Source organism: Acidobacteriota bacterium (assembly GCA_028875725.1).
In the GTDB taxonomy this organism is placed as follows: domain Bacteria; phylum Acidobacteriota; class Thermoanaerobaculia; order Multivoradales; family Multivoraceae; genus Multivorans.
In genome coordinates this window covers 71,433-87,896 of the sequence record JAPPCR010000023.1, presented here as the reverse complement: position 1 = coordinate 87,896, position 16,464 = coordinate 71,433, and the positions used below count along the sequence as shown (strand labels likewise).

14 protein-coding genes are annotated in these 16,464 nt (G+C 70.9%); 10 read left to right on the top strand and 4 right to left on the bottom strand.

Annotated elements, in window-relative coordinates; genetic code table 11:
- Nucleotides 1–25 precede the first annotated feature (25 nt).
- The 4 genes from OXI49_16010 to OXI49_15995 are packed head-to-tail and all read left to right on the top strand — an operon-like array spanning nt 26 to nt 5,632.
- Entirely contained in the window at nt 26–463 is a 438-nt protein-coding gene (locus tag OXI49_16010; GenBank protein MDE2692008.1) for a type II secretion system protein, read from the top strand.
- Nucleotides 460–1,455 (top strand): hypothetical protein, encoded by a 996-nt coding sequence (locus OXI49_16005; GenBank protein MDE2692007.1) that lies wholly within the window; start codon nt 460–462, stop codon nt 1,453–1,455. The genes OXI49_16010 and OXI49_16005 overlap by 4 nt, the downstream gene beginning before the upstream one ends.
- The gene (locus tag OXI49_16000) at nt 1,452–3,068 is read left to right on the top strand and encodes a PilC/PilY family type IV pilus protein (GenBank protein ID MDE2692006.1); all 1,617 of its coding nucleotides are present in this window, start codon (nt 1,452–1,454) and stop codon (nt 3,066–3,068) included. The genes OXI49_16005 and OXI49_16000 overlap by 4 nt, the downstream gene beginning before the upstream one ends.
- A gap of 29 nt (nt 3,069–3,097) precedes the next feature.
- Nucleotides 3,098–5,632: a sulfatase-like hydrolase/transferase gene (locus tag OXI49_15995; protein ID MDE2692005.1), complete on the top strand. Its 2,535-nt coding sequence runs from the start codon at nt 3,098–3,100 to the stop codon at nt 5,630–5,632.
- Between the two features lie 64 nt (nt 5,633–5,696).
- On the opposite strand, the gene selA is transcribed toward OXI49_15995, so the two are convergent.
- On the bottom strand, nt 5,697–7,043 hold the full coding sequence (selA, locus tag OXI49_15990; GenBank protein MDE2692004.1) for an L-seryl-tRNA(Sec) selenium transferase: 1,347 nt from the start codon (nt 7,041–7,043) through the stop codon (nt 5,697–5,699).
- Nucleotides 7,044–7,099: 56 nt separating this feature from the next.
- Here selA and OXI49_15985 point away from each other — a divergent pair, with 56 nt between their 5' ends.
- Complete coding sequence (locus tag OXI49_15985) at nt 7,100–8,359, top strand: tetratricopeptide repeat protein (GenBank protein MDE2692003.1); 1,260 nt, start codon at nt 7,100–7,102, stop codon at nt 8,357–8,359.
- A gap of 100 nt (nt 8,360–8,459) precedes the next feature.
- On the opposite strand, the gene OXI49_15980 is transcribed toward OXI49_15985, so the two are convergent.
- Together OXI49_15980 and OXI49_15975 are read right to left on the bottom strand one after the other, a co-directional pair.
- Nucleotides 8,460–9,854, bottom strand: coding sequence for a metallopeptidase TldD-related protein (locus OXI49_15980; protein MDE2692002.1), 1,395 nt, complete (start codon nt 9,852–9,854; stop codon nt 8,460–8,462).
- 20 nt (nt 9,855–9,874) lie between these two features.
- Nucleotides 9,875–11,215: a metallopeptidase TldD-related protein gene (locus OXI49_15975; protein ID MDE2692001.1), complete on the bottom strand. Its 1,341-nt coding sequence runs from the start codon at nt 11,213–11,215 to the stop codon at nt 9,875–9,877.
- A 91-nt stretch (nt 11,216–11,306) separates the two neighbouring features.
- Between OXI49_15975 and OXI49_15970 the strand changes: the two genes are divergently transcribed.
- The 4 genes from OXI49_15970 (at nt 11,307) to rpiB (ending at nt 14,145) form a co-directional block, all read left to right on the top strand.
- Nucleotides 11,307–12,893, top strand: coding sequence for an acyl-CoA carboxylase subunit beta (locus tag OXI49_15970; protein MDE2692000.1), 1,587 nt, complete (start codon nt 11,307–11,309; stop codon nt 12,891–12,893).
- A gap of 63 nt (nt 12,894–12,956) precedes the next feature.
- Nucleotides 12,957–13,466, top strand: a complete 510-nt coding sequence (gene purE, locus OXI49_15965) for a 5-(carboxyamino)imidazole ribonucleotide mutase (protein ID MDE2691999.1) — start codon at nt 12,957–12,959, stop codon at nt 13,464–13,466.
- A complete protein-coding gene (locus OXI49_15960; protein MDE2691998.1) occupies nt 13,463–13,690 on the top strand; it encodes a hypothetical protein in 228 nt (75 codons plus the stop codon). Before purE ends, OXI49_15960 begins: the two co-directional genes overlap by 4 nt.
- Before the next feature lie 8 nt (nt 13,691–13,698).
- The gene (gene rpiB, locus OXI49_15955; GenBank protein ID MDE2691997.1) at nt 13,699–14,145 is read left to right on the top strand and encodes a ribose 5-phosphate isomerase B; all 447 of its coding nucleotides are present in this window, start codon (nt 13,699–13,701) and stop codon (nt 14,143–14,145) included.
- Between the two features lie 98 nt (nt 14,146–14,243).
- On the opposite strand, the gene OXI49_15950 is transcribed toward rpiB, so the two are convergent.
- Nucleotides 14,244–15,668, bottom strand: coding sequence for a Mur ligase family protein (locus tag OXI49_15950; protein ID MDE2691996.1), 1,425 nt, complete (start codon nt 15,666–15,668; stop codon nt 14,244–14,246).
- A gap of 29 nt (nt 15,669–15,697) precedes the next feature.
- On the opposite strand from OXI49_15950, the gene OXI49_15945 reads away from it, so the two are divergent.
- Nucleotides 15,698–16,462 (top strand): YebC/PmpR family DNA-binding transcriptional regulator, encoded by a 765-nt coding sequence (locus tag OXI49_15945; GenBank protein ID MDE2691995.1) that lies wholly within the window; start codon nt 15,698–15,700, stop codon nt 16,460–16,462.
- Nucleotides 16,463–16,464 lie beyond the last annotated feature (2 nt).

Sequence of the window (16,464 nt, the reverse complement as noted above, 5' to 3'; positions counted from 1 at the left end):
CGCGTCCGTTTCCGTCCTGTTCAGTATGAACAGGATCCACCGCGTCAGTCTCTCGCCGCCGCGGACCGCCGGCTTCAGCCTCGTCGAAACCCTCGTTTCCTTCGCGCTGCTCGGCCTCACCGCGGCGACTGTGCTCTCGCTTCTGGTCCGATCCGGGCTGAACAACCTGGAGGCCCGCCGCGCCGAGGCGCTGGTCGAGATGGCCTGGTCGTCCATCGAGGGGGTCGCCGGCGCAGGGGATCCGGCACAGGTCTGGTGTCCCTCCGCCGCGGCCTGGCAGGAGGACTGCGGCGCCGAGCCGCCCCAGTTCCGCCGCGTCGTCCGGTCGGTCTTCGTGCTTGAGCCGGCCGTGCCGGGGGAGTCAGTCGAAGTCCTGGAGGTGACAGTGGAAGTGACCGCACTGCAGGCCGGTCGCGCCGCCGGGGAACGGTCGATGTCTCTGGTCACCCTCCGCCTGCCATGAAGGCCGCCGACGCGGGCGCCAGCCTGATCGAGACCCTGGTCGCGTTCGGTCTCACGGTCGCCGTTTCGGCGTTCGCGCTCTCGCTGTTCGGCCTCCACCAGCATCTGGCCCGCGCTCAACTCGACGACTCGGCGCTGCAGCAGGCGCAGCAGGCGGCCCACCGGGAGTTGCGGCGTGGGCTGCGCGCGGCCGGGCGCGGCGGCATTGCGCGCGAGTCGCCCGGCCAGGAGGCGCGTCCGGAGCTGGCGGCGTTCGTCGAGAAGGACGTTGCGGCGGGTCATCCGGTTGGTGGCCTGACAGCGGCCGAGGGCACCGACGTGCTGGTCGTGCGGGGCGTTATGAACGGCCCGCTCTACTGGGTGGAGGACGTCGAGGTCGACTTGACGGTCGCGCGCGGCTGGGTGGAAGTTCTGGCCGAGACCCCCGGCGGCGTTCACCAGCCGCTCGCCATGCTCCAGGACGCTGGCGCAGCCGGTGACGACGCCCTGCTCCTGGTTTCCGGCGTCGCTCCGGTCCATGCAGTGGTGCCGATCACCGAGGTCGCGGCCAGCGGCCGCGGACGAAGGCGCCGACTGAGGGTCCACTTCCATGCCGACGCCTCGCGCGGGCCGGTGGCCGGCGCCTACCTGGGGATGTCGAGCGGCGGCGCCTGGCCCGGACGCCCCATGCGCGTTGTGGAGAGGGTGGGCGTGCTGGAGGAATGGCGTTTCTACATCCGGCCGCCGGACCTGCGGTCGGGGCATGGACCGCAGCTTGCGATGGCCCGCCTGTACCCGGGGACCGGAATCGCCTGGCGACGGCGGAACTCCAACCTGCTGCAGCCGATCGCCGACGACCTGATCGACCTGGACGTGACGGTCGAACAGACCGTGGACGGAGGGGCCTTCCTCGCCAGCGTGGTCACTACGGCGCGGGCCGGCGAACCCGCCGCCGCCGCGTTGCGGGTCGAGCGGACAACGTCGTCCTTTGTCCGGCTGAGAAACCTCCCGTGAAGCGATCGACCTCCGTTCAGGGCAGCTCGACCCTGCTGGTGACGCTGATCCTGCTCCTGCTGAGCGGATCCTGTCTGGCGCTGCTGATGGCGACGCAGACCGGGATGCTGGTCGCGGCCCAGCAGAAGGTACAGGTGCGGCTGTTGGCCGCGGCCGACGGAGGCGTGCAGCTTGGCGTCGCGCGCGGGATGGCCGGCGCCGTCGAGCCGACCACGCGGACGCTCGGCGGCGGCGCGCCCGGAGCGGAAGTCGTCGTCGAGGTGTCGGGCTTCGTTCCGGCCGCGAGCGGTCCCTGCCGCCTGTGCATGACGAACCTGGAGGGAACGCTGGGATCCCTCGGTGGGTTGAGGCGTGTCAGCCACGTCGTATCCGCCACGGCCAGCGCTCCGAGCCGTTCGGACGGCCTGCCGGCGCCTCGGCGCTCGGTGTCCGCCGTGGTGGACCTGGCGCCCTGGCCGGCGGGTAGCCGGGGGGAATGGGACCTGGCGGCGGCGCCGCCGCCGCCGGATCCGCTCTCGTCCTTCGTCGACCCAAGCGACGAAGACGGCAACGGTGCTCCCGATCTGGGAGTGCCGCTGTCGCCGCCGGCGATCGTCCGGCTGAGCGTGGGCGCAGGGGAGCGCCTGGCCGCGGTGTTCGGCGGCGGGTACGACCCGAATCGGCCGGACGAGGTCGGCAACTGGCTCTACGTCGTTGAAGTCGAATCCGGCGCGCTGCTCTACAAGCGGGAGCTCGATGCCCCGGCAACGGCGACGCCCGCCGCCGCCGACCTGGACGGGGACGGAGTGGCCGATCGGATCTACGCCGGCACCCTCGCCGGCAGCCTGTACCGCGTCGACGTGTCGGCGCCGGCGCAGCTTGCGGGCGGCAAGGTCGCGGCGAGGAGCTGGACGCCCGGGCGGGTGTTCGAGACCGGCGGCCGGCCGATTCGCCAGCCACCAGCGGTGGTGCCGGTGCCCGGGATCGGGGCGGTCGCGCTGGCTCTTGGCGCCGATGGGCGGGCCGACCTCCGGGTTCCGTCCGAGGAAGCGGCCGGCCGGTTCTTCGTCCTGGTCGACCGGGGATCGGGACGCATCGGTTCCGCCGGGAGCACTGCCTCCATCGATCCTTCCGGCGGCGTTCCGGGTCTCGATCGCCTAGCGCCGGAGCTCCCGCCGTCCGGGCAGGGCTGGTCACTCGCCCTGGAGCAGGGCGAGGAGATCGCCTCGCCGCCGCTGGCGGCCGCCGGACTGCTGACCTTCCTGACCTTCAGGCCGACCGGGCCCGGCGGCGGAGAGATCCGCCGGTACTCGCTCCGGCTTCGTTCCGGCGATCCGGCCGGAGACGGAGCGCGTGCCGTGCCGGTCGCCACCGGTGCTTCCCGGCCGTCAAGCGACTTCGGCTCGCCGACCCGGCTCGTGGTGGACCATCCGGGGAGCCTCTCCGCGCCGCTGCTGTCGCCCGCCGAAGAACGCCTCCTCGAGACGCTCCGGGCCGGCATGCCGGGAAGCTGCCGGTTCGGCGGCGCCCGCCTGCGTCTGATCGGCGCGGACGTTGACGCCGGGCCGCTTCGCCTGGCGGTCGTGCCCGTGTGCCGGATCGACGTCGACTGGTTCGAAGACGGAATGTTCTGAATCGCAGTGGTTTGTCAAACTGACGACTCATGGAAGGACATCCTCACCCCGGGCCACGTGAAGTCGGCGGCGCCGGTCGGTTCGCGTCACTCCACATCCTGGCTCTCTGGAGCCTTGCGGTCGCACAGCCGATCTTCGAAATCTCGGGGCCGAGTCCGGAGTTCTTCGTCGCCCACGACGCCGGTCGCGGTGATCTTCTGGCGCTGGTGGCGCTCCTCTGCCTCGGCGGCCCGGCAGCCTGCCTGCTCCTCGTTCGTCTCGTCAGCCGAAGCGGCGGTTGGCGCTGGCGTCGCCGAGCCGTCTCCCCTGTCGTCGGTGGCCTGGCCGGCGTGATCGCGCTGGCGGCACTCAAACCGCTCGGCGGCTGGCCCGACGGCTTGCTGCTCTTGCTGGCCGTTCTCGCTGGCGCCGTGGCGGCCTGGGCGTACGCACGGTTCGCCCCGGTGCGGCTGTTCTCCACGTTTCTGGCGCCGGCCGCCATCGTTGTCCCGGCCCTGTTCCTGCTCAGCCCCGGCGTGTCGCGCCTGCTGAGGCCGGCCGCTGAAGTCGGGGCGACGGAGGGCGTCGCGTTCAGAGCCATGCCGCCGGTCGTGGTCGTCGTGTTCGACCAGTTGCAGCTCGCCGCGCTGCTTGACCGCGAAGGCAACATCGACCGCGGAGCCTTCCCGCACTTCGCGGCGCTGGCCGACGACGCCACCTGGTTTCGTAACGCGACCGCCGTGGCCGGACACACCCGGTACGCGCTGCCGGCGATCCTGACCGGAACGTATCCGTCGCCCCGTCGGCTGCCCGTAGCAGCCGAGCATCCGGGGAATCTCTTCACGCTACTGGGCGGCCAGTACCGCATGCAGGTGCTGGAGCCGCTGACCGGGTTGTGTCCGGAAACGCTGTGCCCGCCTGAACGAGCCGCTTTCCCGCGTCGGTTCGCCGGCATCCTGCGCGACTTGGCCGTGGTCTATCTGACTGCTGTGCTGCCGAGAGGTCTGGCCGAGTCGTTGCCGCCAACGACGCAGAGCTGGAAGGACTTCGCGGCGAACGAGACGCTGGAGGACCGCTGGCGCGAGGTCCGCGTCGATGATCGGCGGGCTACCGCCGTCCGCTTCATCGAGTCCGTCGACGCAAGCACCAGGCCGTCGCTTTACTTCATGCACTTCCTGTTGCCGCACGAACCGTGGCTCTATCTCCCGTCGGGACAGCAGTTCACGGTACAGAGGCACAGTATCGGCCTCCGGCAGGGCAAGTGGGCCGACGATCCGTGGGCCGCCGCGCTCAACCTGCAGCGCTACCTGCTGCAGGTCGGATACGTGGACACGCTGCTCGGCAGTCTGGTGGCGCGTCTGCGCGAAACAGGCATATACGACGACGCGCTGATCGTCGTCACCGCGGACCACGGTGCGAGCCTGCAAGCGGGGCTCTCGTTCCGGCGACCGAGTGCATCCACTGTCGTGGACATCGCGGCGGTGCCGCTCTTCGTCAAGCGGCCCGGGCAGCGGCACGGCGAGGCGGTCGATGCGAACGTCGAAGTGACCGACATTCTGCCGACGGTCGCGGCCGAGCTCGGCGCGGAGGTGCCGTGGAGGACCGACGGCGCCAGTCTGTTCGATCCGGGCAGGAGCCCGAGGTCATCGAAGGTGATGTTCTTCGACCGGGCGCGACGCCGGATCGAGGCGCCGGGAGATCTCCGTGCCGGTCTGCTGCGGAGCGTGGCGCGCAAGTTCGATCGGTTCGAAACGGGCAACCCCCTGGACACGCCCACTCCCGACGACCGTTACGGCGAGCTGATCGGCCGGGCGGCCAGCGAGATGCTCATCCCGGACCCTGCCGGTTTCGAAGTGGTCGTCGATTCGGGGCCGCTGCTGCGGGAGGTGAACCCGGCGGCGGACTTCGTCCCGGCGCACCTCACGGGCGCCGTGGTCGGCGTGAGCGACAGCGCGCCGAGGCCGGTCCTCGCGATAGCGCTCAACGGCGTCGTCGCGGCGGTAACCAGGCCGTACGCCTTTCCCGTCTTTGGACGCCGGGACGCCTGGGAGACGATCGTCGATCCGCGCCGCTTCAGGCCGGGCGAGAACTCCCTCGAGGTGTTCGAGATCCGCGCTGCCGGCGACCAGGGGGGCGTGGCGCTGGCGGCCGCGGGCGCGACATCGGCAACGGATCCATGGCCAAACCTCCTTCGCGACGACCAGGCCGTGTCCGCGGGCGTCGAAACCTCGGGGTTCTTCGGGACCGAGTGGGTCGGCCCCCGCTCGTTCCGCTGGACGCGCGGCGACGCGCGGCTGCTGGCGCCGTTCGATCGGCGGTCGCAGCCGGCGGAGATCGCGGTCGACGTCCTGATGACCGGTCCCCCGAAACAGCTACGCGTGACGATCGAAGGTTGTACGGTCTTCGATCAGACCATCAACGGTGACTGGAGCGCGACGTTTCCGCTCGACGACTGCCGGCTCGTGCCGCCGGACCTCGAGATCAGGCTGCTGAGCGATACGCACGTTCCCGGCAGGAACGACAGCCGCGCGCTGGGTGTCGCCGTCGGCTCGATCGAGTTGCGCCGCCCGGGTCCAGCGCAGTGAATCGGTCCCGCACTATGACGGACGCGCATTGGCCCCGTTGCTGCCCGACCGGCGGCAACCCCGGCTACGACCGCCGTCCCAACGCTCGTTCGACCGCCTTCGCCAACGCCTGGTCGTCTTCCGGGTCCACCGTCCGCAGGTCGAGGAACAGGCGGCCGTCGCGCTCGTAGCCGACGACCGGCGGTTCGCCCTGGCGGAGCCGGGCGGCGACGTCGGCGGGGGCGGCCAGGGCCACCACCCAGCCTTCGATCTCCTGCTCCGGCGCGGAACCGCCGCCGACGTAGGCGCCGCCCCGGACAGCCTTGCCGCCAAGCCGGGTAGCCAGCCCCTCGACCCGGCGACGATGCTCTTCGTCGTCGCGCCACAGAGCCGCGATCGGCATGGGCCGTGCCGCGAGGTGCCGCCGGAGCACCGCGTCCAGAGCGGTCAGGACCAGCCTTCCCGGCCGGAGCGCCCGGTAGAAGGGCGACTCCCGGAGCCGCGCGACGATCGACTCGCGACCCGCGATCAGCCCTGCCTGAGGGCCGCCGAGGAGCTTGTCGCCGCTGCCGCAGACCAGGTCGCAGCCGGCTTCGATCAGTTCGTGGAAGCTCTGGTGGCGGCGGAGCGGGGGCGCCGACTTCGCTCGCAGCATGCCGCTGCCCTCGTCGACCAGGAGCGGGAGGCCGTGGCCGTGCGCGAAGTCGGCGAGCGTCGCAGGGTCGACCTCTTCGACGAAGCCCTGGATCCGGTAGTTGCTCGGGTACACCTTGAGCACCAGGGAGACGCCCGGACGCATGGCGCGCTCGTAGTCGGCGATGCGTGTGCGGTTCGTCGTGCCGACCTCTACCAGGCGCGCGCCGCTCGCCTCGAGGATGTCCGGAATCCGGAACGAACCGCCGATCTCGACCAGCTCGCCGCGGGACAGCAGGACCTCGCGGCCGGACGCCAGGCTGGAGAGTGCGAGAGCCAGCGCGGCGGCGTTGTTGTTGACGACCAGTGCCGCCTCGGCGCCGGTGAGGGCGCGCACCAGGTTCTCGACACGTCGGCCGCGGTCGCTGCGGCGCCCCGTCTCGAGGCTCATCTCCAGGTCGCAGTAGGCGTCGAGGCGATCGGCCAGGTCGGCCACAACTTGGCGGGGCAGAGGCGCCCGGCCCAGGTTGGTATGGAGGAAGATGCCCGTCGCGTTGAGCACGCGCCTGAGTGGCGGCGCCTTCGCCTCCAGCGCGGCGCGGACCCGTTGCGGGATCTCGCGGATCCTCTCCGCGAGCTCGTCGTCCTCGATTCCAGTCCGGATCTCGGCCCTCACCGCGTCGAGAACGCGGGCCGTTTGGACCCTCAGCGCTTCCCTTCCGTATAATCCAGTGAGTTCGGCAAGCGGGCTCTCCTGCAGCAGATGTCCGACTGCAGGTAGTCGTCGCAGTTGACTCACGTCCCGCGGATCCTAATCCGCCAACTCCGATCCCGCGCCACGCGCGAGAGAGTCACATGACCGCCATGAAGACGATGTCGAGAGCGATGGTGCTGGCGCTGGTCTGGCTGATGATCGGGCCGGGCCTGCCGGTCGGCGGTGTCCCCGAGGGCGCGGCGCAGACCGTCGAGCCTCCGACGACGGAGGTCCGGAACCTCGACCGGGCGATCGCGGCGCAACGCAAGGTGGTGGACGGGCAGACACGGTCCGCGGACCGTGCGAGCGCGCTGAACGACCTGGCGAACCTGCTGGAACTGCGCGGGGATGTCGAGGGGGCGTTCGAGCACTACCTCGCCGCGATCGCGGAGGACGGAGCCTGGGCGCCCGCGCACTACAACCTGGCACTGCTCGCGTACACGACCGGCGACAGTGAGCTGGCCTCGGCGCACCTCGAGACGGCGATCGAGCTCGATCCGGGGAACGCCTGGGCCCACTACCAGCTTGGCCGGATCGCGGACGACGCCGGAGACGCCGGCGCCGCCGTAGATCACTACGTCCACGCCCTGAGCCTGGACACGCGCCTCGCCTTCACCGACGTGAATCCGCACTTCGCGGTCAACCGTTACGCCACCGAGGTGCTCCTCAAGGCGGATCGAAGCCGGGTCGAGGTCCTGCCGCCGCGCACCTACTCCCAACCGGGCCGCATCAGCAGCCTGCTGTTGCCGAAGGTGGAGCAGGAGCAGGAAGCAGTGGCCGGAGACGCGGGCGGCGCCGTCGAGGCGGCGGCGGCACCAGAGACGTCCGAGCCGGACGGGGATCTGCCCAGGCGGGCGAGCCGGGCGCCCGGAGACGGGGGCGCGAGCGCCGACGGAGTCAGGCGGGTGATCCAGTCGCCGGGCATCCTGCCGGCGCCGGCGACCGGCGACCCGGTCCTGAACCGGCCCCTCGACCGCGCCGCTCCCCTCCAGGCCCTCGAAACGGAGTGGGACACCGGCGACGCGAGGCGGCAGACCGCCAACTCGGAGCGGGGGTCGGACACCGGGCGCGCCGGGGACCGGCCGCGGGTCTTCACCCGGGAGCATCTGCGGACCCGCACGCTCGGCGCCGGTCCGATGGTGACCGGTGCGCCGTCGGGCGGCGCTCCGGCACAGGCGAGCCCCCTCGGGGGTTCCCGTGGCGGCGTCCAGCTCGGCACGCCGGTCGGCCCCGGCGGCAGGCAGTCGGCTCCTCCCGCGGCCGGGACCTTCCGCGGCAGCGGCGGACGATTTCAGCCCAGCGCTCGCAGCAGCGCGCAGCTTGAGACGACGATCCGCCGCCACGCGGTTCCCGCCCCGTAGCTGAACCGGCTGGGTGCGCGGGTCCTCTGACCCGCCGCCGCAGGCAGTTGACCGCGGGTCTTCTGACCCGCGGAAGAAAACGCCGCGAAGCGGCGACCGCTTAACCGATCGCCTCGACCTGCAGCCCGGTCAGCAGCACGGTCGGAGAGCCGACCGCCCCGGGCGCGGGCAGGAAGCGAAGATCGTCGCCGATGGCGCGAATGCCGTGGAGCAGTTGCCGCACGGAACCGGTCAGCCTTACCCTGGGGGCCTCGCCCAGGACGGCGCCGCGACGAATGACCAGGCCGATCGCGTCGACCTCGAAGCGTCCCTCCTCCGAATGTCCCGCGCCGTCGCTCGTCGCGGCTTCGAACGTCGCATGGCACCGGCCGTCGTGCGCCCTGTCGAGCAGGTAGCAGCCATGCACGATGCCGGTCCGAATCGACTCGGCAGGTTCGGAGCCGCCGGCGATGTAGAGGTGGGAGTGGCAGAGTTCCGGTAGCGCCCGCCATCCCGACCTGCGCCGGCAGCCGGTGGCGGCGAAGCCCGACCAGCCGTCGTCCTCCCAGCTCAGCAGCGGCTCGCCGGGTTCGCCGTCGCGGACCAGGGCCACGGCCCGCGTCGGGACGCCCTCGTCGTCCTGCGCCGAGCTCATCCAGCCGGCGTCGAGGGCGCCGTCGTCCACGATCTGCAGTTGGGGCGGCCCGAGCGGGCGGCCGGCGCCGAGTTCCCGCAGCCGCCGCCAGCCGCCGCGTCCTCGCAGGAGAGGCGCGAGGAGCGCCAGCAGGTGGCAGCCGAGTGCCGGGGACACCACGACTTCGCCGGCCGGCAGGAAGGGTGGAGCGGGGGCCGTCGCGAGCGTCAGACGCTCCGCGATCTCGCTCGCGATGGAATCGGCGCCAAGCAGGTGGAGGTTCGGGGCCGCGCGGTAGAGCCTGCAGTGTCCATGACGGCCGTCTCGTGAAGCAGCGAAGTCCAGTTTAAGCGTCGCGAGCCGCAGGGCGGTCCGTCCGGTGACGCCGGTCGTGCTGGCGAGCACCGCGGCGCTCGCTCCACTCTCGAGTCGGCCCCGGACGAGACGGGCCTCGGGCATTCGATCTCCAAGGCGCCGAAGGACGCCATGCAGGAGCGCCAGGCCGGCCGTTTCTTCGTCGTCCGCCTCGTGTTCGGCCAAGTCGGCAGACGGAGACGGCGCCGTCCCGGAACCGGGCGAAGGCAGCCTGAGGGTACCTGGCCGCAACGAGTGCCGGCTGAGCCGCCTCCAGCCGTTCGGCTCCGGGAGGGGGCCGGAGTCGGCGAGAAAGAGGGCGCGGTTGGCCCCCCCGGCGCGCAGCGCCCATCCCCGCTCGTCCAGGATGGCCACCTGGGCGTGCAGGTCGTCCGGGTCGGCCGGCGCGGCCGTCATCCAGGGGTCGATCTCTATCCGGCGGGTGTTTCCGACCTTGACGTAGAGCTCGGCGCCGGGTGCGCCGGTGCGTTCACTAACCGCTCCCAGGGCCAGCTTGAGGCTTCGCATGCCGGGGAGTCGAGCGGACTTCAATCGGCCACCTTCAGTCCCTCGAGGCGAACCGACGGGCAGCGGGCCCAGACCGGCAGCAGTGCGCCGTCCTTCGCGCACCAACCGGCGCCGCCCGCGAGCGGACGGTCCCCGACCGCGACGACCGCCGCGAGAAGATCGACGGCCCGCGACCGGAGCTCGATCGGTCCTGTGTGGTCGCTCGGGCCGCTCGCGCCGATTCGCCGTCCGCACGGCGCCCCGAGCACGCACCGGCCGTCGAACGGGTCCAGGTTGCCCCTCTCGAACTCCCCGATGTAGAGGCCGCCAGCGGCCTCGGCGAAGAGTTCCCTCTCGGGAATGGCGCCGGGGAGCAGTTCGAGGTGGGTGGTGCGCGGTCCAGGCAGTCGATGCCGGCTCGCCCGGCGGCCGGCGCCCGGGATCATGCTGGGGAAGCGCTCGGCCCAGGCAAGGTCGGCCAGAGGTTGCCGGACCCGACCGCGTCTGAGCAGCCAGCGGCTGATCGCCGCCGTGCCCTCGTCGTCGCTTGAGCGCTTGCAGGCCAGCGGCGCGGAACGCGGATCGTCGACCACATCGAGTTCGGGGCCCCCGAGTTTCAGCCCGACAACCTGGTCCGGAGAGCCGGAGAGGGCCAGGGTGTCCGCCTCCAGCGCGTGGGCGACGACTTCGTGGAGCAGGACCGCGGCGGCGTTGGGCCCGAGGACGATGACGCCGGGACCGGGCCGCTGGGGGGCCAGGCCTCGCGAACGCAGCCGGTCGACGAGACAGAGGGCGACCGGGTCCAGGTCCTCGGCCGCGAGCGACGGCAGCAGCCCGCCCCAGACGCCCCACGGCGTCGTCACCTGCAGGCTGAAGTACTCCTCGAACTGCGGCGGCGCGGCCACCCGGCTGCGGATGACCTGCACCTGCCGGCGATGACGGCGCGCGGTGATCTCCATCGGGAATCCGACGCGGCGCCGGTTCACGGCGCGGGTGAGCCTGGATTCGGCCTGTTCGATCTCGGCCAGGCGCAGGGCCGGCCATCGACCGGTCCTGATGCGCGGCGGCGCCGTGCCGATCGACCGGGCCGTTCCCGCTACTCTGTCGCAGCAGGCGGCGAAGGCAGGTCCCGAGATCGTGTCGGCGGCCGCCAGACGACTCCGGCCGTTCTCGATCTTCCTTACCGCTAGTCCCTGTTCCTTTCTCAGGCGGACGCGGTTGGGAGCACCCTTCGGCAACAGCTCGACGCTCTCGACGCGCTCGAAGAACGCCTCGAACTGCTGGTCTCCATGCGCGACCAGTCGGGTCAGCGCGTCGGCCGGGGCGCCAACGTCGGAGGTCAGCAGCGGCCGTTGCTCGGCACTGTTGGCGTTCGACCTCATCGGTTGGATTCTAGGGCTACTTTCGTGCGGAAGCGGCCGCCGGCCGGCTGTGAGGTTCCCCTTGCGCGCCTGTGGTATGAAAGCCGATCGGATGACCGCGGCAGCGAAACCAGACGAGACCGCTGGCGACGTCCGGAGCCAGCAGGTCCAGGAACTGGAACGGAGGCTCCAGCAGTCCCAACTGGGCGGTGGCGCCGAGCGGATCGACCGGCAGCACGCGAGCGGCAAGATGACGGCGCGCGAGCGGGTCGACCTGCTGCTCGATCCCGGCTCCTGGGTCGAGATCGACGCCCTGGTGACGCATCGCTGCACCGACTTCGGAATGGCCGAGCAACGTGTGGCCGGCGACGGCGTGGTCTGCGGCCACGGCCGCGTGGACCGGCGCCCCGTCTACGTTTTCGCCCAGGACTTCACCGTGTTCGGCGGTTCGCTGTCCGAGACGAACGCCCGCAAGATCTGCAAGGTGATGGACCTGGCGGTGGAGAACGGAGCGCCGGTGGTGGGTCTGAACGACTCGGGCGGTGCGCGGATTCAGGAAGGGGTGGCCTCGCTCGGCGGCTATGCCGACATCTTTCTCCGCAACACCCTGTCGTCCGGGGTGGTTCCGCAGATCAGCGCCATCATGGGCCCCTGCGCCGGCGGCGCCGTGTACTCGCCGGCCATCACCGACTTCGTGATGATGGTCGAGGGCACGAGCTACATGTTCGTTACCGGGCCGGACGTCATCAAGACGGTGACTCACGAGGATGTCTCGATGGAGGAGCTCGGCGGAGCGATGACGCACGCGCGCAAGAGCGGCGTGGCTCACTTCACCGCCTCGGACGATGCCGCCTGCCTGGCTCTGATCCGCGAGCTGCTCGGCTATCTGCCGGGCAACAACCTGGACGATCCGCCGCTCCGTCCTACCGACGACCCGGACGATCGGGAGGCTCCGGAACTCGACGAGCTGGTCCCGGTCGACCCGAACAAGCCCTACGACATCCTCGAGCTGATCCGGGCGGTCGTCGACGACGGCCGGTTCCTCGAGGTCCACCGGAACTTCGCGCAGAACATCGTCGTGGGCTTCGCTCACATGGGCGGCCGGAGCGTCGGCATCGTCGCCAACCAGCCGAACTATCTGGCGGGCGTCCTCGACATCGACGCCGCGGTCAAGGGCGGCCGTTTCGTCCGCTTCTGCGACGCCTTCAACATCCCCCTCGTGACCTTCGAGGACGTTCCCGGCTTCCTTCCCGGCGTGCGGCAGGAGCACGGGGGGATCATCCGGAACGGGGCCAAGCTACTCTACGCGTTCGCTGAGGCGACCGTGCCGAAGATCACGGTGATCACGCGCAAGGCGTACGGCGGCGCGTACTGCGTCATGGCCAGCAAGCATCTGCGGACGGACGTCAACCTGGCGTTTCCGACCGCCGAGATCGCGGTCATGGGCCCCGGTGGTGCGGTCAACATCCTCTACCGCCAGCAGATCCGGAACGCGGACGATCCGGAGGCGCTGCGCGAGCGGTTGACCGCCGAGTACCGGGAGAAGTTCTCGAATCCGTACGTCGCCGCCGAGCGCGGCTTCGTGGACGCGGTGATCGCGCCCCGCACGACTCGCGGCGAGATCGTGCGCGCGTTGCGCCAGCTCGCCGGCAAGCGCTCCGGCGTACCGGCAAAGAAGCACGGCAGCGTTCCCCTGTAGGCGGGCGGCGACACGGACGACACGTCAACACCTCACCAGCAGCAAGGCGGAGATCTGGAGCGAATGAGCGACATCAGAGTGGGCATCGTCATGGGCAGCGACTCGGATTGGTCGACGATGAAGAAGGCAGCGAAGGTCTGCGCCGATTTCGGCGTCGGTTGCGAGGCACGGGTTCTTTCGGCCCACCGGACCCCGCGGGAGACGACCGAGTGGGCCGAAGGCGCGGCCGGGCGCGGCATCGGCGTGCTGATCGCCGGCGCCGGCGTCGCCGCCGCGCTTCCGGGCGTCGTGGCGGCCGCGACCACGCTGCCGGTGGTCGGCGTCCCGGTGGCGAGCGGTCCGCTGAACGGTGTCGATGCCTTGCTGGCGATCGTTCAGATGCCGCCAGGGATCCCGGTCGCTACCGTGGGCGTTAACCGTGCCGACAACGCGGGCTTGCTTGCTCTCCAGATCCTGGCGCTCGGCGATCCGGAACTGGCCGCCGCCCTGAAGGACTATCGCGGTCGGATGGGTGAGCGCGTGGCAGCGGCCGACGAGCGTGTGCGGCAGGATGCGGTTACGCTCCAGGAATGAGAGAGAAGGATCGCAAGCTCCGCCGCCGCCGCCAGCGCCGGCTGAAGCGCCTCAAGCAACGCCGCCGGGAGGAGGCCGCGTCCCGGGAGGCGGCGCCGCGGACGGTGAAGGTGCGGCGGACCAAGGCCAAGGCCAAGGCGCCCAGGAAGAAAGCGTCGAGCAAGAAGACCAAGGCGTCGCCCGCGCCGGCCGAGCCGGAACCGGAAACGGAGTCCGGGGAGTAGCGCGGCGGATGAAGTTCGCGGTTGGCGCGGATCACGCCGGGGTCGAGTTGAAGAACCGGCTCGGCGAGGTGCTGCGGGCGCGCGGCATCGAGTTCGTGGACTTCGGCGCCGACGGTTCCGGCCCCGTCGACTACCCGGACAAGGCGGCCCAGGTCGCGCGCGCCCTCGCCGCCGGAGAGGTCGACCGCGGCCTGCTCGTCTGTGGCACCGGAGTCGGCATGGCGATGTCGGCGAACCGTTTCGCGGGCGTCCGGGCCGTTAACCCTACCGACAGCTTCACGGCGCGCATGTCCCGCGCCCACAACGACGCGAACGTTCTGGCCCTCGGGGCCCGCGTCCTCGGCGCCGGCCAGGCCGCCGAACTCCTCGAGGTCTTCCTGGACACCGCCTTCGACGGCGATCGCCACACCGCCCGCGTCGCGAAGATCGACGGCGCCGCGGCGTCGTTGCCGTAGGTGCCGCCGCAGCCGGGCCAGGGGAGGGGAGCCCGGGGGACGCTCGCCCTCAGGGAGAGGATGGGAAGCAGGGGCTTGCTGTTGTCGGCTGCGCTTCGCTAGGTCGCTGGTTGATGTGACGGCGCCGGGAGTCGCTTGCCTCCGATCCCCCGGGCTCCCCTCCCCTGGCCCGGCTGCGGCTGAACGTCGTCGGTCTGTGGGCCGAAACCGGTGACGAGCTCTCGGGCTGCGGTTGGCACGTTGTAGTGGCGGCGGAGCGCCCTGCGGACTTCTCCGACGAGGTACAACGAGCCGGTGACGACCAGAGCATGGGCTGGACTGGAGGGTGTGGCGAGGCAGCCTTCGAGTGCGTTCGCGGCGTTGTCGTTGACAGCGGCTCGGCCGGCGGGAAGGAGCGGAACCAGCGTTTCGGGTGACGCCGCACGAGGATGGTCGAAGGCCGTCAGCACGATCCGGTCCGCCTTTTCAGCCAACCGGGGGAGGCACTGTTCAGGGTGCTTTTCTGCGAGACACCCGTACAGGAGATCGAACCGGAGTCCTGTCTCCTCGAGGTAGGTGCGAAGCGCGGCCGCGCCGGCTGGATTGTGGGCGGCATCGAAGAGGATCCGGCGGCGCCCACCGTGGGCTTCGACTTCGACCCACTCCAGCCGACCCGGCCAGTGGACCGCCTCGAGGCCTTGCCTGACGGCCTCCGGGTCGAGGTCTCGTCCGGCGAGGGCGCAGGACTCCTCTGCAGCGCGTACCGCCAGGGCGAGGTTTGTGAGCTGGTGGCCGCCGGCCAGCGGCGCCCGGAAACGGTACCTGGCACTCGGTGTGGTCAACGAAAGATGCCCGGCCTCGAGCCGGCGCTCGAACACGACCCCATCCCCCGCGTCGACGAGTTGCGCGGCGCAGACCGCCGCGCAGCGGCGAAGCTCACGCTCCACCTCGGGCCGGCCGGGCCAGGTCAGGCAGGTGCGTCCGGGGCGCATGACGCCGGCCTTTTCGCCGGCGATGGAAGTCAGGGTCCAGCCCAGTTGCGGCGCGTGGTCGCGAGCTACCTGGGTGATCACGGAGAGCAGGGGGTCCGAGACGTTCGTCGCGTCGAGTCGACCGCCCAGGCCGACCTCGAACACCGCGGCGTCGACGCCGTGATGGGCGAAGTGCAGCCAGGCCGCCGCGGTCAGGCTCTCGAAGTAGGTCGGCGGCGCCTCGCCGGCCGCGTCCAGCACCCGCCGGAGCCAGTGCCCGAGTTCGGCCTCCGATATCGCCGCGCCGTCGATCCGGAGCCGCTCCTCGACGTGCTCGAGGTGGGGTGACGTGTAGAGGCCGCAGCGGAAGCCGGCGGCGCTCAGGATCGAGGCGAGCGCGGCGCTGGTCGAACCCTTGCCGTTGGTTCCCGCGACCAGCACCGTCGGCACCCGCTGCTGCGGCTTGCCGAGCACGTCGAGCAGGCTCCGCGTGGCGTCGAGGCCGAGCTTCTGCCCCCAGACTTCGAGGCGGTCGAGGATCTCGCTCGCCGAGGGTTTGGTCGCGCCGGTCACGTGGCGGCGCAGCATAAGATAAACGAGCGATGTCCGGTCACAGCAAGTGGAGCACGATCAAGCACAAGAAGGCGGCGCAGGACGCCCGTCGCAGCAAGGTCTTCACTCGCATCCTCAAGGAGGTGTCGGTCGCCGCTCGTCTCGGCGGGGGCGATCCCGCGGGTAACCCGAGACTTCGTCACGCCCTGTCGGAGGCGAAGGCGCAGAACGTGCCGGGAGACAATATCGACAGGGCGATCAGGAAGGGCACCGGAGAGCTCGAAGGCGTGTCCTACGAGGAAGTCACCTACGAGGGGTACGGCCCCGGTGGCGTGGCGGTGCTGGTGGAGACCCTCACCGACAACCGGAACCGCACCGTTTCGGACGTCCGGCACCTGTTCACCAAGCACGGCGGAAACCTGGGCGAGAACGGCTGCGTCGCCTGGATGTTCCATCGTCGCGGCTTCTTCGTCTTCGACCGCGCTGCCCTCGAGGGCTCCGGCGTGGACGAGGAGGCGCTGGTCGAGCTCGCGCTCGAACTCGAGGCCGAGGACTTCTCGGTGGAGGACGAGAGCTACAGCGTCTACACCTCGGTCGAGGCGTTCCATGCGACGAAGGATGCGATCGAGGAGCGCGGCCTGACCGCGACCGTCGCGCAACTGACGATGGAACCCCAGAACCTGGTCCAGCTCGACGAAGGGGGCGTGGGTCCGTTCATGCGCCTGATCGACGCGCTGGAGGATCAGGACGACGTGCAGAACGTCTGGGCCAACTTCGACCTGGACGACGAGTTGCTCGAGCGGCTGGCGTCCTGACC